Raw genomic sequence first — 16,668 nt, forward strand, 5'->3', positions numbered from 1 at the left:
ATTGGGGGCCGGCATGGCCCGCCTGAGCGCGCCCGGCCTGCCTTCCGCCAACATGCCTGAACAGCCCGCCCTGATGGAACGGCTGAGGGATCTTATGGCCGCGAGGAAAAGCAACGATGCCGTGGGCGCGGTGCTGCGCACCATCTGGGACGGGAACGCCCACCGAGATTTGCAGAGCTAGAACCTCAGTGGCTGGAAGCGGCCGCCGCGCCGGGCAGGCGCTGTACCGCATCCAGCAGCCGGGCGGCGAACTCTTGCGCGGCGCGGCTGCGCGAGGCTTCCTTGCGCCACAGGATGGCCGCGCGGCGGATGGTGGTCGGGTCGGTGAGCGCGATGCTCTTGAGCCCCGATCCGGCCGCGCCCGCCGCATGTTCGGCGGCGATGGTGGCCAGCTCACCTTGCCGGCACAGGTGGATCAGGGCGTCCACCGACTCCATTTCCACCCGCACGTCGGGCATCAGGCCCGCCTGGGCGCAGGCCGCGTCTATCATGCGGCGCGTGGCGAAGCTGCGCGGTAGCAGCGCCAGCGGCACGCCCGCGAGATCGCGCATGCGCAGGCTGCGCCGCGAGGCCAGCGGGTGGTTCTTGCCGACCACCACCTGCAGGCGCTCGTCGAACAGGGGTTGCGCCTCGATTTCTTCGCGCAGCGCCGGATGGAAGGAAATGCCCAGGTCCAACTGGCCGCTGACCAGCAGGTCTTCGATGGGGCCTGCCCGCAGATCGCGCACCTGAATCTGGACCTTGGGAAAGGCCAGGCTGAATCCGGCCACCGCGTCCGGCACGAAATGGGTCAGGAAGGTGGGAATGACGCCTATGGTCAGGGACCCCGCCTGCAGGCCGGCCAGATCCGCCAGGGCCATCTTGCCGGCTTCGATTTCCTGTAGCGCCCGGCTGGCGTGGTCGCGCAGCACCCGGCCCGCCTGCGACAGGCGCAGCCCCCGGCCGATGCGGTCGAACAAGGGCATGCCGAGTTCTTCTTCCAGTTGCCGCAGGCCGTGCGACAGGGTGGATTGCGTGACGTGCAGGGCGTCGGCCGAGCGGGTCAGGTGCTCGGTGTCGGCGACGCTGAGAAAGTAGCGCAACTGGCGCAGTTCCATCGAGAGACTCCTGGCGACCAGCCGGTCTTGGCGGTCGATGACTACAAGTATATTGTTCGATGATATCGAATGATAAATGCAATATAAATCATTGGATGCAAAACCAGCCGAGCCCTAATCTTGCCGCATCACTCACGCAGGGCTTCAGGCTTTATGACATCCGTTTCGACCCCGGCTCCGATCACGGCAGACGACGCCACCTGGCGCATCGAGCGCATCCACGCAAGAATCGTCGACATCCCGACGATCCGGCCGCACAAGTTTTCGTTCGGCGCCATCAACCGGCAAAGCCCGGTGATCGTGCAGCTCTGGCTTGCCAACGGTGCCTGCGGTTTTGGCGAGGCGGCCACGATAGGCGGGCCGTCGTGGAACGAGGAATCGCCGGAAACCATCCTGCATGCGATCCAGAACTACCTGGCGCCGGCGGTGGTTGGCGCGGATGCGCGCCGGTTCGCCGAACACCTCAACCGTTTCGATGCCGTCTGCAAGGGCAATGCCTTCGCCAAGAGCGCGGTCGAGATGGCGTTGCTGGACGCGGTGGCGCGCAGCCTGGGCGTGCCGGCCTGGCAGTTGCTGGGCGGCAAGCGCATCGAACGCCTGCCGCTGGCCTGGACGCTTGCCAGCGGCGATTCGCAGCGCGATCTGGAGGAGGCCGAGCAGATGATGCAGGCGCGCCGCCATCGCCTGTTCAAGCTCAAGATCGGCGCGCGCAGTCCGGCGGATGACGTGGCGCACGTGACCCGCATCGCGCGCGGCCTGGACGGCCGCGCCGACATGACGGTAGACGTCAACCAGGCCTGGGACGGCAACACGGCGCGCCGCTATCTGCCGCAGCTGGTGGAGGCCGGCGTGACCCTGATCGAACAGCCCGTGGCGAAGTGGGACGTGCAGGCCTTGCGCGAAGCGACACAGTCGCTGGGTTCGGCCGCGCTGATCATGGCGGACGAAACCGTGTGCTCCGCGCAGGACGCCTACATGCTGGCCTCGCAGCGCGCCTGCCATGTGTTTTCCCTGAAGGTCGCCAAGCATGGCGGGCTGCTGCGCACGCGCGAGGTCGCGGCCGTGGCGCAAGCCGCCGGCATCGGCTGGTACGGCGGCACCATGCTGGAAACCTCGCTGGGAAGCGCGGCATCGGCGCACGTGTTCGCCACGCTTTCCGACCAGCACCACGGTTGCGAACTGTTCGGCCCGCAGTTGCTGGTCGACGATATCGTCGAGCAGCCCATGGCCGTGCGCGACTTCGAACTCCATCTTCCCGACGGCCCCGGCTTTGGCGTCGTCGTCGACGAAAAACGGCTGGAACGCTTTGACCGCGCAAGGGCTGGCCTGACGCCCGCCACGGTCGACTTCGGCCGCCGCGGCGAGACCGCCGCGACCTGACCCACCACTTTCCCGATCATTCCAAAAAGCAGGAGACGCATCATGGCTGAATATACCCAGCAACAACTACTGGACCTGGTCAACAACTCCCAGGTCAATCCGGGCAACGACCGCGTCCGGCAGATCACGCAGCGCATCGTGTCGGACCTGTTCCGCGCGATCGACGATCTCGACATCAAGCCCGACGAATTCTGGGCGGGCGTGGACTGGCTGGCGCGCCTGGGCGCCAGCGGCCAGCTGGGATTGATCACGGCCGGCCTGGGCTTTGACCGCCTGATCGACATCCGCGAGGAAGAAGCCGACGAGGCCGCCGGCCGCGCCGCCGGCACGCCGCGCGCGATCGAGGGGCCGCTCTACATCGCGGGCGCGCCCTTGTCCGACGGCGAGGCCCGTCTGGACGAAGATCCCGCAGCCGGCACGGTGCTGGTGATGGAAGGGCAGGTGCGCGACGTGGATGGCAATCCCGTCGCCGGCGCGCTGGTGGACGTCTGGCATGCCAACGAGCTGGGGCGCTATTCGCACTTCGATCCCGATCAGGCGGACTACCACCTGCGCCGCAAGATCAAGACCGACGCGCAAGGCCGCTACCGCTTCCGCAGCTTCATTCCGCCGGGCTACGCGATTCCGCCGAACAGCCCCACGTCCGAACTGTTCGTGGCGCTGGGCCGCCATGGCAACCGGCCGGCCCACATCCACTTCCTGGTCGCCGCCGAAGGCCAGCGCACCTTGACCACGCAGGTCAACATTCCGGGCGACACCTTCCTGGACGATGACTTCGCCTTCGCCACGCGCGACGGCCTGGTGGTCGAACTGCAGCCCAATACGCCGGCCGCCGGATATGAGAGCCTGGGCGTGAACGCGCCGTTCACACGCGTCTGTTTCGACTTTGTGGTGCAGCCGGCGCTGGACGCCGACGAGGCCCGTCCGCAAGCCCGCATGGACCGCGCCACCGCCTGACCGATGCCTGGGCGGCGCCCGCTAGCGGCGCCGCCATTTTTTCCCCAAACCACCTAGAACAACCCGCAGGCGCGAGGCCGGGTTCGGCCGCGCCATGGAGACAACCATCATGACCGCGACTTCCAGTTGGTCGATCCCCACGCTGATCGACCAGGAACGGCTGGGCGCCTTTCAATGGCGCGTGCTGATCCTGTGCTTTCTGATCGCGCTTTTCGACGGCTTCGATACACAGGCGATCGCCTTTACCGGACCCGCGATCCTGGCCGCTTTCGATTTGAAGGCGGGTGCCCTGGCGCCCATTCTGACCGCCGGCATCGTCGGCATGACGGTCGGTGCGATGACCCTGGGCCTGATCGGCGACCGCATCGGCCGCCGTCCGGCCATCATGCTGGGCCTGGCCCTGTTCGGCCTGTCCACGCTGGCCACGGCCTGGGCCACCGACACCACCCACATTCTGGTGCTGCGCTTCATTGCCGGACTGGGCATGGGCGGCTGCACGCCGGTGCTGCTGGCGCTGGCCGCCGAGTACGGTCCGGCCCGTTTGCGCGGCGCCATCATGACCGGCGTGCTGCTGGGCCTGCCGGCGGGCGCCATGCTGGGCGGCCTGCTGGCCGCCCGCATGCTGCCCGTGATCGGCTGGGAAGGCATCTTCATCGTTGGCGGCCTGGCACCGCTGGTCCTGCTGGCCGTGGCCTTCGTGATGCTGCCCGAGTCGCTGTACTTCAAGGCCACGCGCCGCGATCCGGAAAGCCAGCGCTATATCGCGCGCGTCCTGTCGGCGATATCGAGCCGCAAGCTGGGCGCGGACACGCAGTTCACCGTGCCGGAGGAATCCGTCGCGCGGGCCGGCGTGGGCGCGCTGTTCTCGGACGGCCACGGCGCCAAGACGGTGGCGATCTGGGCGGTGTACCTGCTGAATTGGGTGGCGTGGTTCATGCTGCTGTCGTGGCTGCCCACGGTGCTGAAGGCCGCGGGCCTGCCCGCCGAGCAGGCGCCCATGGGCACCGTCATCGTCAATGCCGTCTTCATCATCTGCGCGATTCCGCTGTCCTTCGTGCTGCCGCGCGTCAACACCCGGCGGCTGCTGGGCGGCATGTTCGCGCTGGGCATCGCGGTGGCCGTCGGCCTGAGCCAGGCCGGCGACAACTGGACGCTGGTCTTCATCCTGGTCGGCGCGGCCGGCTTCGGCATCGGCGGACAGCAGATCGCGCTGAACTACCTGGTCGTGGGCGCTTATCCGACCGCCTTGCGCGCCACCGCCACCGGCTGGGCCATCGGCATGGGCCGCGCGGGCGCGATCGCGGGTTCGGCCATTGGCGGCAGCTTCCTGGCCTGGGGCGGACCGTCGGGATTCTTCATCGCGCTGGCCATACCCCTGGCGGTCGCGGCTTTGGCGGTGCTGAGCCTCAAGCTCAAGCATGCGCGGCCGGACGGCGCGCTTTCGGCGGCGCATTGATACCGCAAAGGACGATACAAGCATGAGCACACATCTACGTTTCGAGGGCCAGGTGGCCCTGGTGACCGGCGCCGCGCAGGGCGTGGGCCGGGCAACGGCGCGGCGCCTGGCGGCCGAGGGCGCGCACGTCGTCGTGGTGGACCGGGCGGAGGAGCAGGGCGCCGCCGTGGCCGAGGAAATCCGGGCCGCGGGCGGACGCGCCAGCTTTGCCCAGGCCGATCTGGAAACCCATGCGGGCGCGCAGTCCATGGTGCGCGCGGCGCTGGAAATCAACGGCCGCATCGACGTGTCGGTGCACAACGTGGGCGGCACGATCTGGACCCGGCCGTTCTGGGAGTACACGCCCGAGCAGATGCAGCGCGAGGTCAACCGCTCGCTGTGGCCGACGCTGTGGTCCTGCCGCGAAGTCATACCGGTGATGCGGGCGCAGGGTGCGGGCGCCATCGTCAACGTGGGTTCCAACGCCACGCGCGGCATCTACCGGGTGCCGTATTCGGCCTCCAAGGGCGGCGTGCACGCCGCCACCGTCTGCATGGCCCTGGAGTTGGCGAAGTCCGGCGTGCGCGTCAATTGCGTGTCGCCGGGTGCGCTGGACAATGGCGTGCGGGCCATCCCGCGCAACCAGGAGACGCCGTCCGAGCAGGAGACCGCCTGGGTGGGCGAGATGTATGCGTCATGCCTGCGTGACACGCCGCAGGACCGGCTGGGGCAGGCCGAGGAAGTCGCCGCGGCGATCTGCTTCATGGCCGCGCCCGAGGCGTCCTACATTACCGGGCAGATCATGTACGTGGCGGGCGGCGACATAGGCTGACCCGCTGGGCTGGCGGCTCGGCGGGCGTTTTTTCAGGCCGCCAGCCAGTCCAGGAAATCGCGGCCAGGTCCCTGGTCGCGCACGATCGCGCCGATGGGCTGGAATGAACCCGGCGATTCGATGCGCAGGCGCTGGAAATGCCCGTGCTGCATGTACCAGTTGCCCAAGGTCTGCGGCACCATGACCAGGGCCTGCTGCGCCTGCATGACGGCGATGAGCAGCGGCATGGGCGGGGCGGCGCTGCTCAGCCTGCACAGCCGCGGCACCACCCCGGCGCGTTCGAAGAAGGCCTTGAACACCGCATGGATGGCCAGTTCCGGACGGGGTTCTATCCACAGTTGGGACGCCACCTGCGCCAGCGTGGGCGCGCCGTCCGCATCCAGCAGCGGGTGGCCGGCAGCGGCCACGATCACCGCCGCGTCCTCCTGCAGCGGCACGAATTCCAGGCCGGCGGGCACGGCTTCCGGACGCCGGCACAGCAGCATGTCCAGGCTGCCGCTGGCAGCCTGGGGCAGTAGCTGTTCGCGGCTGCCTTCCACCACCTCCACTTGCAATCCCGGGCGCGCGTTCAGGTAGGCGGGCAGGCGCTCGGCCAGCAGGCCGCCCGTGGCTGCCGGGATGGCCCCCAGGCGCAGATTGCCCGTGGCGCCCTGGCGCAGGGCCGCCACCGAATCCGTGGAGGCGCGCAGCGTCGTCAGCATGCTGCGGGCGCACTCCGCCATGAGCTGGCCGCTGCGCGTGGTGCGCATGCCGCGGGCATGGCGCTCGAATAGCTGCACGCCCAGCAGATCCTCTATGTCGGCCAGCGCATGGGTGGCCGCCGGCTGGCTCAGGCCGATATGGCTGGCCGCCTGCTGGATGCTGCCCAGGTCGGCGATGCTGGCCAGCAATTGCAGGTGGCGCAGGCGCCCCTTGGCGAGCAGGCGGGACAGCAGGGTGGCGGGAGCGACGTCCATGGCGCAGGCAGGAAAGATATTCAAAACACGAATATATCCACGCATTAATGTATTTGAAATAAGGATATGCCCTGGACACAATGCTGCGATCCCTTACATCGCTTCCGTTCCCCAGGAGTGGCTGGTCCATGAAGTCCCGTCTGCTGCACGCGCTGGTATGCGCCGTAACTTTCAGTGTTTCGTCCCTGGCCGCCGCCCAGGACGCCTATCCCTCCCAGCCCCTGCGGCTGATCGTGCCGTTCGCGCCCGGCGGGTCCACCGACGCGCTGGCACGCGCGGTGGCCGAGGGCCTGCGCAAGGAACTGGGCCAGAGCGTGGTGGTGGAGAACCGCGCCGGCGCGGGCGGCCTGCTCGGCACCGAGGCGGTGGCCCGGGCCGAACCCGACGGCTACACGCTGGGCATGGCCACGGTTAGCACCATGGCCGTCAATCCGCTGCTGTACGGCACCAAGCGCGTCAATCCCGAAACGCAGCTGAAACCGGTGGCCTCGGTGGCGACGGTGCCGGTCGTGTGGATGGTGAATCCGGCGTTTCCGGCGCAGGATTTTGCGCAATTCCTGGCCGAGCTGCGGGCCCATCCGGGCAAGTATTCCTATGGTTCGCCCGGCGTCGGTTCGCTCGGCCACCTGAACCTGGCGGCGATGAACGCGGACCTGAAGGTCGATGTGCTGCACGTGCCGTACCGCGGCATGGGGCCGGCGCTGACGGCCGCGGTGGGCGGCGAGGTGCAGGTGCAGCAGGACCAGTACGCGTCCGCGCAATCGCTGGTCAAGGCCGGCAAGCTGCGCGCCATCGCCGTGTCGGCGCCCGCCCGGATGCCCGACATGCCGGACCTGCCGACCATGACGGAACTGGGTTATCCGCAACTGAACGCGCTGGGCCAGACCTGGTTTGGCTTGGTCGTGCCGGCCGGAACGCCCGATGCCGTGGTGCAGCGCCTGAACCAGGCCGCGGTGCGCGCGCTGGCCGATCCCGCGCTGGTGCAGCGCCTGGCGGGCATGGGCGCGCAGCCCGACGCGGGCACGCCGCAGGCCTTTGCCGAGCGCATCGCGCAGACGCTGGCCGCCAACCGCAAAATCATTGAAACTGCCGGCATCAAGCTCGAAGAGTGACCTGACCGGTTTTTTCCCCGCCATTACAGCCACAGGAGAAACAATGGGTGCCATCGATAAACTTGCGCCGTTCATCGACGCGCGCAGCGAGCGCTACGCGGAACTGAGCGACCGCATCTGGAGCCTGGCCGAACTGCGCTACGACGAGCACAAGTCCGCCGAGCTGCACATTGCCATGCTGGAGGAAGCCGGCTTTCGCGTCACGCGCGACGCGGCCGGCATTCCCACCGCCTTCGTGGCGGAGGCCGGCAACGGCGGTCCGGTGATCGGCATCCTGGGCGAGTACGATGCGCTGTCCGGCTTGAGCCAGGAAAGCGGCGCCTACGCCTGCCAGCCTTCGCCGGAGACGCCGAACGGCAACGGCCACGGCTGCGGCCACCACCTGCTGGGCACGGCCGCGCATTTTGCGGCGGTGGCGGTCAAGGAGTTCCTGGAGGCCAACGGCCTGCCCGGCACCATCCGCTTCTACGGCTGTCCGGCGGAAGAGGGCGGCTCGGGCAAGACCTTCATGGCGCGTGCCGGCCTGTTCGATGACGTGGACGCGGCGTTGACCTGGCATCCCGCATCGCACACCGGCATCTTCCACCAGTCCTCGCTTGCGAACATCCAGGCTTATTTCCGCTTCCGCGGCGTCGCGGCGCACGCGGCCAATTCGCCGCACCTGGGCCGCAGCGCGCTGGACGCGGTCGAGTTGATGAACGTGGGAGTGAACTACCTGCGCGAACACATGGTGCCCGATGCGCGCGTGCATTACGCCGTGACCAACAGCGGCGGCATTTCGCCCAACGTGGTGCAGGCCCGCGCCGAGGTGCTGTACTTGGTGCGCGCGCCCATCAATTCGCAGGCCGCCGAACTGTACGAGCGCGTGCAGAATGTGGCGCGCGGCGCGGCGCTGATGACGGGCTGCGAACTGGAGATCGTGTTCGACAAGGCCTGCTCGAACTACATCCCCAACGGCGTGTTGAACCAGATTATGTACGCCAACATGCTGGCCTTGCAGGGTCCCGACTACACCGCGGGCGAGCAGCAGGCCGCGCGCCGCATGTGGGACGCGATCTCCGCGGACGACATCGACAACGCCGGCAAGAACCTGGGCGCGGTGCTGCGCAATCCCACGCCGCTGTTTGCCGGCGTGGCGCCCTACGAGCCCGGCCGAGCCGAGATCACCTACGGTTCCACCGACGTGGGCGACGTGAGCTGGGTCGCGCCCACCGCGCAATGCTGGGGCGCCTGCTACGCCTACGGCACGCCGTTCCATTCCTGGCAGATGGTGGCGCAGGGCAAGATGTCCATGGCGCACAAGGGCATGGTGCACGCGGCCAAGATCATCGCGGCGACCGCCGCCGATCTGTACACGCAGCCGGAGGCGCTGGCGCGCGCCAAGGAAGAACTGATGGAGACGCGCCGCGGGCAGCCCTATGTCTGCCCGATACCGGCGGATGTCTTGCCGTCGTTCATGCGCAAATAGAGGAAGGGCCCCCACGCCGCGCGCGCTTTGCGCGCTTGCTGCCCCCCGAGGGAGGCGGCGGCGCGGGCCCCCACGCCGCGCGCGCTTTGCGCGCTTGCTGCCCCCCGAGGGGCGGCGCCGCCTTAGGGCGGCCTGGCGGCGGCGCGGACCCCCACGCCGCACGCGCTTTGCGCGCTTGCTGCCCCCCCCGAGGGGGCGGCGCCGCCTTGGGGCGGCCTGGCGGCGGCGCGGGCCCCCACGCCGCACGCGCTTCGCGCGCTTGCTGCCCTCCGAGGGGGCGGCGCCGCCTTGGGGCGGCCTGGCGGCGGCGCGGGGCCTCAAGCTACATACGATTTCAGGCCGGCAGGGACGGCGCGTATTGCGCGTCCGAAATGACCTTGGCGTGGAATTCCACCACCTTGCGCACCACCTTCATGGGATCGTCCTCGATGATGAAGAGATCCAGGTCGTGCGCGCCTATCATGCCGTTGGCCAGCACCTGGCCGCCCAGCCATTCGACCAGTCCGGACCAGTACTCGCTGCCCACCAGCACGATGGGAGCGGGCGGGACCTTGCCCGTCTGGATGAGCGTCAACGCTTCGAAGAGTTCATCCAGGGTGCCGAAGCCGCCAGGCATCGCCACATAGGCGAAGCTGTGCATGAAGAAGGTTGCCTTGCGCGAGAAAAAATACTCGAATGACAGGCTGATGGTTTGGTATTCGTTGTTGTGCGCTTCGTGGGGCAGGCTGATGTTCAGACCGATGCTGGTGCCGCCTGCTTCGAACGCGCCCTTGTTGGCTGCCTCCATGATGCCGGGACCGCCGCCGGCGATCACCGCGAAACCGGCGTCGGCCAGCGCGGCGGAAATTGCGACGGTGGTTTCATAGTGGGGGGAATTACGGCTGACTCGTGCACTGCCGAAGACGCTGACAGCAGGCCCGATGTTCGCGAGCTTGTCTGCCGCCGTCCGTATCTCTGACATAATCAGCGGAATTTGTTTGTTGGCGGGTGTTTCCGCAGCTATTGCCATATCTGCCTTTGTAACCATGAAAAAAACCTTATTACTGGTCGACGGTTCAAGTTACTTGTACCGCGCTTTCCACGCTATGCCTGATTTGCGCAACGCGCAAGGCGAACCCACGGGGGCGCTTTACGGCGTGGTGAATATGCTGCGCAAACTTGTCTCTGATCATAAGGCAGAGTATGCCGCATGTATTTTCGATGCCCGCGGCAAGACCTTCCGTGATGATCTCTATCCGGAATACAAGTCGCATCGCCCGCCCATGCCTGAAGACCTGGCCGCGCAGATCGAACCCATCCACCGCGCCGTGCGCGCGCTGGGCTGGCCGGTGCTGGCCATCGAAGGGGTCGAGGCCGACGATGTGATCGGCACCCTGGCCAAGCGCGCCGCCGAGCATGACGTGCACACCATCGTGTCGACCGGCGACAAGGACCTGGCGCAGCTGGTCAACAGCCACGTCACCCTGGTCAACACCATGACCGGCGAAGTGCTGGACGAGCCCGGCGTGGTCAACAAGTTCGGCGTGCCGCCCGACCGCATCGTGGATTACCTGATGCTGGTGGGGGACGCGGTGGACAACGTTCCCGGCGTGACCAAGGTGGGCCCGAAGACGGCGGTCAAATGGCTTACGGAATTCGGCTCGATAGACAAGCTGGTGGAAGGCGCGGAAGGCGTCAAGGGCGTGGCGGGCAGCAACCTGCGCGAGGCCATTCCCAACTTCCCGCTGACGCGCCAATTGCTGACCGTGAAGTACGACTGCGACCTGGCCGGCCATGTGGACAGCGTGGACGACCTGACGCCGCGTCCGCGCGACGACGCGACGCTGACCGAACTTTATGAACGCTATGGTTTCCGCACCTGGCTGCGCGATCTGACTGGCGACGCCGAGCGTGTGCCCACGGGCGACGCCCGCGTCGCGCACGAGGCGCCGGCCGCGCCGGTGGAACTGGATTATCAGATCATTTCCGATTGGGCCGCGTTCGACGCCTGGATGGAAAAGCTGAAGGACGCGCCCCTGGTCGCGGTGGACACCGAGACCACCTCGCTGGACGAAATGCAGGCCAGGATGGTGGGCATGTCGCTGGCGGTGGCGCCCGGCGTGGCGTGCTACATCCCGGTTGCGCACCGCGGCCCGGACAATGCGCCGCAGTTGCCCAAGGCCGAGGTGCTGGCGCGCCTGAAGCCCTGGCTGGAAGACGCGTCCCGCGCCAAGCTGCTGCACCACGCCAAGTACGACGCGCACGTGTTCGCCAACGAAGGCATCAAGCTGGCCGGCATCGCCGAAGATACGATGCTGCAGGCCTATGTGCTGGAATCGCACCGCGGCGTGGGCCTGAATGACCTGGCCCAACGCTATCTGGGCCGCAGCGGCGTGTCCTACGAGGACCTCTGCGGCAAGGGCGCCAAGCAAATCGGCTTTGACGAAGTGGCGGTGGACAAGGCCGGCCATTACGCCGCCGAAGATTCGGACTTCACCTTGCAGCTGCACCAGGTGCTGCGCCCGATGGTGGCCGCCGACGCAGGCCTGAACCGCATCTATCTGCTGGAAATGCAGGTGTCCTCGGTGCTGACCACGGTCGAGCGCAACGGCGTCAAGGTGGATGCCGCGGAACTCGGCCGCCAGAGCCACAAGCTGGGCCAGGAGATGCTGCAGCTCGAACAAAAGGCCTATGAGTTGGCAGGCCAACCCTTCAACCTGAATTCCCCCAAGCAGCTGGGCGAGATCCTGTTCGGCCGCATGCAGCTGCCGGTGGTGCGCAAGACCGCCAGCGGCGCGCCATCCACCGACGAAGAGGTGCTGAGCAAGCTGGCGCTGGACTATCCGCTGCCGCAGGTGCTGCTGGAATACCGCGGCCTGTCCAAGCTGAAGTCCACCTATACGGACAAGCTGCCGCGCATGATCAACCCGGACACGGGGCGGGTGCACACGCACTATTCGCAGGCCGCGGTGATCACCGGCCGCCTGGCCTCGTCCGATCCCAACCTGCAGAACATTCCGGTGCGCACCGAAGCCGGCCGGCGCGTGCGCGAGGCGTTCATCGCCGAGCAGGGCATGCTGCTGTCGGCGGACTATTCCCAGATCGAACTGCGCATCATGGCGCACGTGTCGGACGACGCCAACCTGCAGCGCGCCTTCGCGGCGGGCGAGGACATCCACCGCGCTACCGCCTCCGAAGTGTTCGGCGTGGCGCTGGCCGACGTCTCCACCGATCAGCGCCGCGCCGCCAAGGCCATCAACTTCGGCCTGATCTACGGCATGGGGGTGTTCGGCCTGGCGTCCAACCTGGGCATCACGCGCGATGCCGCCCAGGCCTACATCGACCGCTATTTCGCCCGCTATCCCGGCGTGGCGATGTACATGGACGATACCCGCCGCCGCGCGCGTGAACAGGGCTACGTGGAAACCGTCTTCGGGCGCCGCCTGCAGCTGCCGGAAATCCGCGGCGCCTCGGGTCCGCGCCGCCAGGCGGCCGAACGCGCGGCCATCAACGCGCCCATGCAGGGCACGGCGGCCGACCTGATCAAGATGGCCATGGTGGCGGTGCAGGACTGGCTGGAGGCCGAACAGCTGCAGACGCGCATGATCATGCAGGTGCACGACGAACTGGTGCTGGAAGCGCCCGACGCCGAGCTGGAGCTGGTCAAGGAAGCGCTGCCGCGCCTCATGTGCAACGTTGCGGAACTGCGCGTGCCGCTGGTGGCGGAAGTCGGCATGGGCAAGAACTGGGAGCAGGCCCACTAGGGCCGGAATCACCCCGTCCCAAGACACATGGGCTGCCTTCGGGCAGCCCATTTCCGTTTTTGGTATTGAAACAATATAATGTTTCGCTTCCCTCCGCCTTAAAGCGTCCCCCCAAAAATGTTGCTGCTCTGGATCTTGCTCGCCACCGTCACCGGCGGGCTTATCGCCGTCCTTGTCGCCAGCTGGCTGGCCTACAAGGTCTTCGCGCAATACCTGCACCACATGGTTAGCCTGTCGGTGGGGGTGCTGCTGTCGGTGGCGCTGCTGCACCTGCTGCCCGAGGCCTTCGAGACCGGGGTGGGCGATGCTCACGTGCTGTTCGGCCTGATGCTGGCGTCGCTGATCGGATTTTTCGTGCTGGAGAAGATCGCGCTGCTGCGCCACAGCCATCACCACGAGGGCGACGGCCATCACCACCACAAGGGACATGACCGCCACGAGGCGGGCCGCGGCGGCGTGCTGATCCTGATCGGCAGCTCGCTGCACAATCTATGCGACGGGGTGCTGGTGGCGGCGGCGTTCCTGACCGACCCCCTGCTGGGCGTGCTGACTGCGGCGTCCATCATCATTCATGAAGTGCCGCACAAGCTGGGCGACTTCGTGGTGCTGCTCAACGCGGGCCTGGCGCGCCGCCGCGCCTTCTCGCTGATCCTCTTCACCAGCTTGTGTTCAGCCGTGGGCGGCATAATAGGGTACTTCGTGTTGCAGCAGGCGCAGCAATGGGTGCCGTATGTCCTGGTGGTTGCAGCCAGCAGCTTCCTCTATATCTCGGTGGCCGACCTGATGCCGCAGATGCACGAACGGGTATCCCTGGCCGATGCCGTCCCGCAATTGCTGCTGGTCGGCGTGGGCGTGGCGCTGATCTACAGCGTCACCACGGTCATGCACCACGGGCACGACCACGAGGCCGAAGCCGGCCTGGCCGCGCCGCAAGCGGAGCATGGCCACCGGCATTAGGATCGGCGCGAGGCCATGCAGGCGCTGGCGGGATATCCGGCTTGGTTGATCATCCCTACACAGGAGTTCTTCATGAGTTTTTCCGCCGCAGCCGGCAATGTCGCGCCCACCGTGATCCACACGGACACCCAGGGCCTGGTCCACGGGGATTTCAAGCTGCCCGTGGCCGACGGCACGATCGCCGCCTATTACGCCGCGCCCGAAGGCAAGCGCGACCTGCCCATCGTGCTGGTGGTGCAGGAGATCTTCGGCGTGCACGAGCACATCAAGGACCTGCGCCGCCGGGTCGCCAAGGCCGGCTACCTTGCCGTCGCCGCCAATCTCTACGAGCGCCAGGGCGACGCCTCGGTCTATACCGACATCCCGAAACTCATCGCCGAACTGGTCAGCAAGGTGCCGGACGAGCAGGTCTTTGCCGACCTGGACGCCAGCGTGGCCTGGGCCGCCGCGCATGGCGGCGATCCCAAGCGCGTGGCGGTGACCGGCTTTTGCTGGGGCGGCCGCCTGACCTGGATGTATGCCGCCCACAATCCCGACGTGAAGGCGGCGGTGGCCTGGTACGGCAAGCTCAGCGTGGGCCATGGCCCGCTGATCAAGCGCTTTGCCTTCGACGTGGTCAACGAGTTGCACGCGCCGGTGCTGGGCCTGTACGGCGGCAAGGACGCCAGCATCCCGCTGGCCGACGTCGAAACCATGAAATCCAAGCTGGCCGCCGGCAACGACAACGCCCGGCGCTCGGAGTTCGTGGTGTATCCCGAGGCCGACCACGCCTTCCTGGCCGACTACCGCGCCAGCTACAAGGCCGAGGCCGCGCAGGACGGCTGGAAGCGCATGCTGGAGTGGTTCAAGCGCTATTTGTAGGATGCGGGGGGCAGTGAAAACTGCCGGAGAGCACAGTTGAAAAAAGCCGACCACATAAGGTCGGCTTTTTCGTTCCGCTCAGTTCCCCGCTTCGCGCAAGCGGCTGGGCAGCAGTTCGCCGTGACGCGCCAACAGAGGATAGGCCGCCGCGCCGACCAGATGGGAGTTGATGCCCTTCATGTCGCGCAGGATATCCAGGTAGAGCGCGCCCACCTCGGCGGCGTCGACCTCGCCCCCTTTGATTTTCTGCAGGTGCGTGTCCGCCGCATTGGTCTCGATCGAGCGGAAGCGGGCCTTTTCTCCTGCCAGCGCGCGGGCCTGGCGCAGGTCGTCGTTGACGAACAGGGCGGCGGCGGTGCGCTGGTTGGCGATGAGCTGGCCCAGCGTGTCGTCCAGGCTGGCGCGCTGTTCCGGAGAGAAGACCCAGCCCTGCTTGCGCAGCTTGGAAATGTGGCTGAGCAGACCGTGGTTGGCGATGTCGCCGGCGTGGCCGATATTGCTGGTGAAGGCCAGGATGGCGTCCAGGCGCTGGATGTCCTCGCGTGTCATGTTCTCCTGGTCCAGGGTCGCCAGGTAGGTGGTGATGGCGTTTTCCAGCTTGTCCAGCGCGGCGTCCAACTGGCGCGCCTGCACCATGCGGTGGCGGTTGTCACGCTTGAAGCCGGCGCGGGCGTAGAGCAGCAGGGTCTGCAGCATGTCGGCCATGCGCAGGGCTTCGCGCGCGGCGTTGCCCAGGGCCACGGCCGGCACGTCATGGGCCCATTCATCCAGGTACTGGGGGCGCGACGGGTCGTTCGGATCCGCGCGCTTGGGCAGCCAGCGGGTCAGCAGGGCGGCGTAGGGCGTCAGCAGCGGCAGGAACACCAGGGCGATGACGGCGTTGAACAGGGTGTGGAAGTTGGCCACCGCGCGGGCCGGGTCGGACGCCAGGTCGCTCATCATGGGCTGCAGATAGGGCAGCAGGATCAGGCCGGCCAGCACGCCCAGCACCCGCGTCAGCAGGTTGCCCAGGGGCAGGCGGCGGGCGGCGGGATCGTCCCCGGTCACGCCTTCGATCATGGGGTTGATGGCGGTGCCGAGGTTGGCCCCCAGCACCAGCGCAAACGCGACGTGCGGCGCCACCATGTGATGGCTGGCCAGCGACATGACCAGCACCACCACGGCCACGCTGGAATGCGCCGCCCAGGTGAAGGCGGCTGCCAGCAGCACGGTGGCCACCGGCTGGGTCGACAGCGCGTCCAGGATCATGCCCAGCATGGGCGCGGTCTGGAAAGGCTGGAACAGTTCGACCAGTTGGTGCAGCGATAGCAGCAGCAGCCCCAGGCCGATGAAGACGCGGCCGAGGTCGCGCGTGCGGCCGGGCGGGTAGCGGCGGAACATCCACACGCCCGCGAGGATCAGGATGGGGGCGAGCGAGGTCAGGTCGAAGGACAGCAACTGGACGATGAGCGTGGTGCCGACGTTGGCGCCCAGCATGGCGGCCAGGGCCGGCGCCAGGCCGACGACGCCGCCGGCCGCGAAGCCCGTGATCATCAGGCCCGTGGCGGTGCTGCTCTGCAGCGCGGCGGTAATGCCCAGTCCGGCGGCGAAGGCCCGCAGCCGGGTGCCCAGGGCCTTGCCCAACGCGGCGCCCAGGGCGGCCCCGAAGGCGCGCTGTACGCCTGTTTGGACCATGTGCACGCCCCAGAGGAGCAGGGCGACGTAGCCGGCGAAGTCAAGCAGGGTAATGAGTCCGGACATCCTGGCGTGTTTCCATTCTTTTATGACAAGTAATAATTCTGTAATGATCGCATGCGCGGCGCTGCCGGGGGAACCTGTCCCCGCAATACAGCATACGCTTGCCGGGCCTGCTGCGCGCGGGCTGGCCTAC

General features: G+C 67.4%; 14 protein-coding genes. 10 read left to right on the forward strand and 4 right to left on the reverse strand.

Going from position 1 to position 16,668, the window contains the following annotated elements; translation table 11 throughout:
- The first annotated feature begins 13 nt into the window (after nucleotides 1-13).
- A complete protein-coding gene (locus tag ACM1PE_RS04770; protein ID WP_419342620.1) occupies nucleotides 14-181 on the forward strand; it encodes a hypothetical protein in 168 nt (55 codons plus the stop codon).
- 4 nt (nucleotides 182-185) lie between these two features.
- Here the strand turns inward: ACM1PE_RS04770 and cynR are convergent, their stop codons facing one another.
- The gene (gene cynR, locus ACM1PE_RS04775; protein WP_059379275.1) at nucleotides 186-1,097 is read right to left on the reverse strand and encodes a transcriptional regulator CynR; all 912 of its coding nucleotides are present in this window, start codon (nucleotides 1,095-1,097) and stop codon (nucleotides 186-188) included.
- A gap of 153 nt (nucleotides 1,098-1,250) precedes the next feature.
- On the opposite strand from cynR, the gene ACM1PE_RS04780 reads away from it, so the two are divergent.
- The 4 genes from ACM1PE_RS04780 (at nucleotide 1,251) to ACM1PE_RS04795 (ending at nucleotide 5,701) form a co-directional block, all read left to right on the forward strand.
- Nucleotides 1,251-2,477, forward strand: a complete 1,227-nt coding sequence (locus ACM1PE_RS04780) for a muconate cycloisomerase family protein (protein WP_419342621.1) — start codon at nucleotides 1,251-1,253, stop codon at nucleotides 2,475-2,477.
- Nucleotides 2,478-2,519: 42 nt separating this feature from the next.
- Nucleotides 2,520-3,434: a dioxygenase gene (locus ACM1PE_RS04785; protein ID WP_306633549.1), complete on the forward strand. Its 915-nt coding sequence runs from the start codon at nucleotides 2,520-2,522 to the stop codon at nucleotides 3,432-3,434.
- Nucleotides 3,435-3,543: 109 nt separating this feature from the next.
- On the forward strand, nucleotides 3,544-4,890 hold the full coding sequence (locus ACM1PE_RS04790) for an MFS transporter (protein ID WP_059379272.1): 1,347 nt from the start codon (nucleotides 3,544-3,546) through the stop codon (nucleotides 4,888-4,890).
- A gap of 22 nt (nucleotides 4,891-4,912) precedes the next feature.
- On the forward strand, nucleotides 4,913-5,701 hold the full coding sequence (locus tag ACM1PE_RS04795; protein ID WP_059379271.1) for a 1,6-dihydroxycyclohexa-2,4-diene-1-carboxylate dehydrogenase: 789 nt from the start codon (nucleotides 4,913-4,915) through the stop codon (nucleotides 5,699-5,701).
- Nucleotides 5,702-5,733: 32 nt separating this feature from the next.
- On the opposite strand, the gene ACM1PE_RS04800 is transcribed toward ACM1PE_RS04795, so the two are convergent.
- Complete coding sequence (locus ACM1PE_RS04800) at nucleotides 5,734-6,681, reverse strand: LysR family transcriptional regulator (protein WP_251877218.1); 948 nt, start codon at nucleotides 6,679-6,681, stop codon at nucleotides 5,734-5,736.
- A gap of 104 nt (nucleotides 6,682-6,785) precedes the next feature.
- Between ACM1PE_RS04800 and ACM1PE_RS04805 the strand changes: the two genes are divergently transcribed.
- Both ACM1PE_RS04805 and ACM1PE_RS04810 read left to right on the forward strand, forming a co-directional pair.
- Nucleotides 6,786-7,769 (forward strand): Bug family tripartite tricarboxylate transporter substrate binding protein, encoded by a 984-nt coding sequence (locus tag ACM1PE_RS04805; RefSeq protein ID WP_419342622.1) that lies wholly within the window; start codon nucleotides 6,786-6,788, stop codon nucleotides 7,767-7,769.
- 43 nt (nucleotides 7,770-7,812) lie between these two features.
- On the forward strand, nucleotides 7,813-9,237 hold the full coding sequence (locus tag ACM1PE_RS04810; RefSeq protein ID WP_306633545.1) for a M20 family metallopeptidase: 1,425 nt from the start codon (nucleotides 7,813-7,815) through the stop codon (nucleotides 9,235-9,237).
- Between the two features lie 334 nt (nucleotides 9,238-9,571).
- Here ACM1PE_RS04810 and ACM1PE_RS04815 read toward each other — a convergent pair whose 3' ends face one another.
- Nucleotides 9,572-10,198, reverse strand: coding sequence for a TIGR00730 family Rossman fold protein (locus tag ACM1PE_RS04815; protein ID WP_059379267.1), 627 nt, complete (start codon nucleotides 10,196-10,198; stop codon nucleotides 9,572-9,574).
- 64 nt (nucleotides 10,199-10,262) lie between these two features.
- On the opposite strand from ACM1PE_RS04815, the gene polA reads away from it, so the two are divergent.
- The 3 genes from polA (at nucleotide 10,263) to ACM1PE_RS04830 (ending at nucleotide 14,798) form a co-directional block, all read left to right on the forward strand.
- The gene (polA, locus tag ACM1PE_RS04820; protein WP_059379266.1) at nucleotides 10,263-12,980 is read left to right on the forward strand and encodes a DNA polymerase I; all 2,718 of its coding nucleotides are present in this window, start codon (nucleotides 10,263-10,265) and stop codon (nucleotides 12,978-12,980) included.
- A gap of 117 nt (nucleotides 12,981-13,097) precedes the next feature.
- Entirely contained in the window at nucleotides 13,098-13,937 is an 840-nt protein-coding gene (locus tag ACM1PE_RS04825; protein ID WP_059379265.1) for a ZIP family metal transporter, read from the forward strand.
- Between the two features lie 72 nt (nucleotides 13,938-14,009).
- Nucleotides 14,010-14,798, forward strand: coding sequence for a dienelactone hydrolase family protein (locus ACM1PE_RS04830; RefSeq protein ID WP_419342623.1), 789 nt, complete (start codon nucleotides 14,010-14,012; stop codon nucleotides 14,796-14,798).
- A 78-nt stretch (nucleotides 14,799-14,876) separates the two neighbouring features.
- On the opposite strand, the gene ACM1PE_RS04835 is transcribed toward ACM1PE_RS04830, so the two are convergent.
- Nucleotides 14,877-16,538, reverse strand: coding sequence for a Na/Pi cotransporter family protein (locus ACM1PE_RS04835; protein ID WP_059379264.1), 1,662 nt, complete (start codon nucleotides 16,536-16,538; stop codon nucleotides 14,877-14,879).
- Nucleotides 16,539-16,668 lie beyond the last annotated feature (130 nt).

Source organism: Achromobacter sp. PD1 (assembly GCF_048541815.1).
In the GTDB taxonomy this organism is placed as follows: Bacteria; Pseudomonadota; Gammaproteobacteria; order Burkholderiales; family Burkholderiaceae_B; genus Achromobacter; species Achromobacter bronchisepticus_A.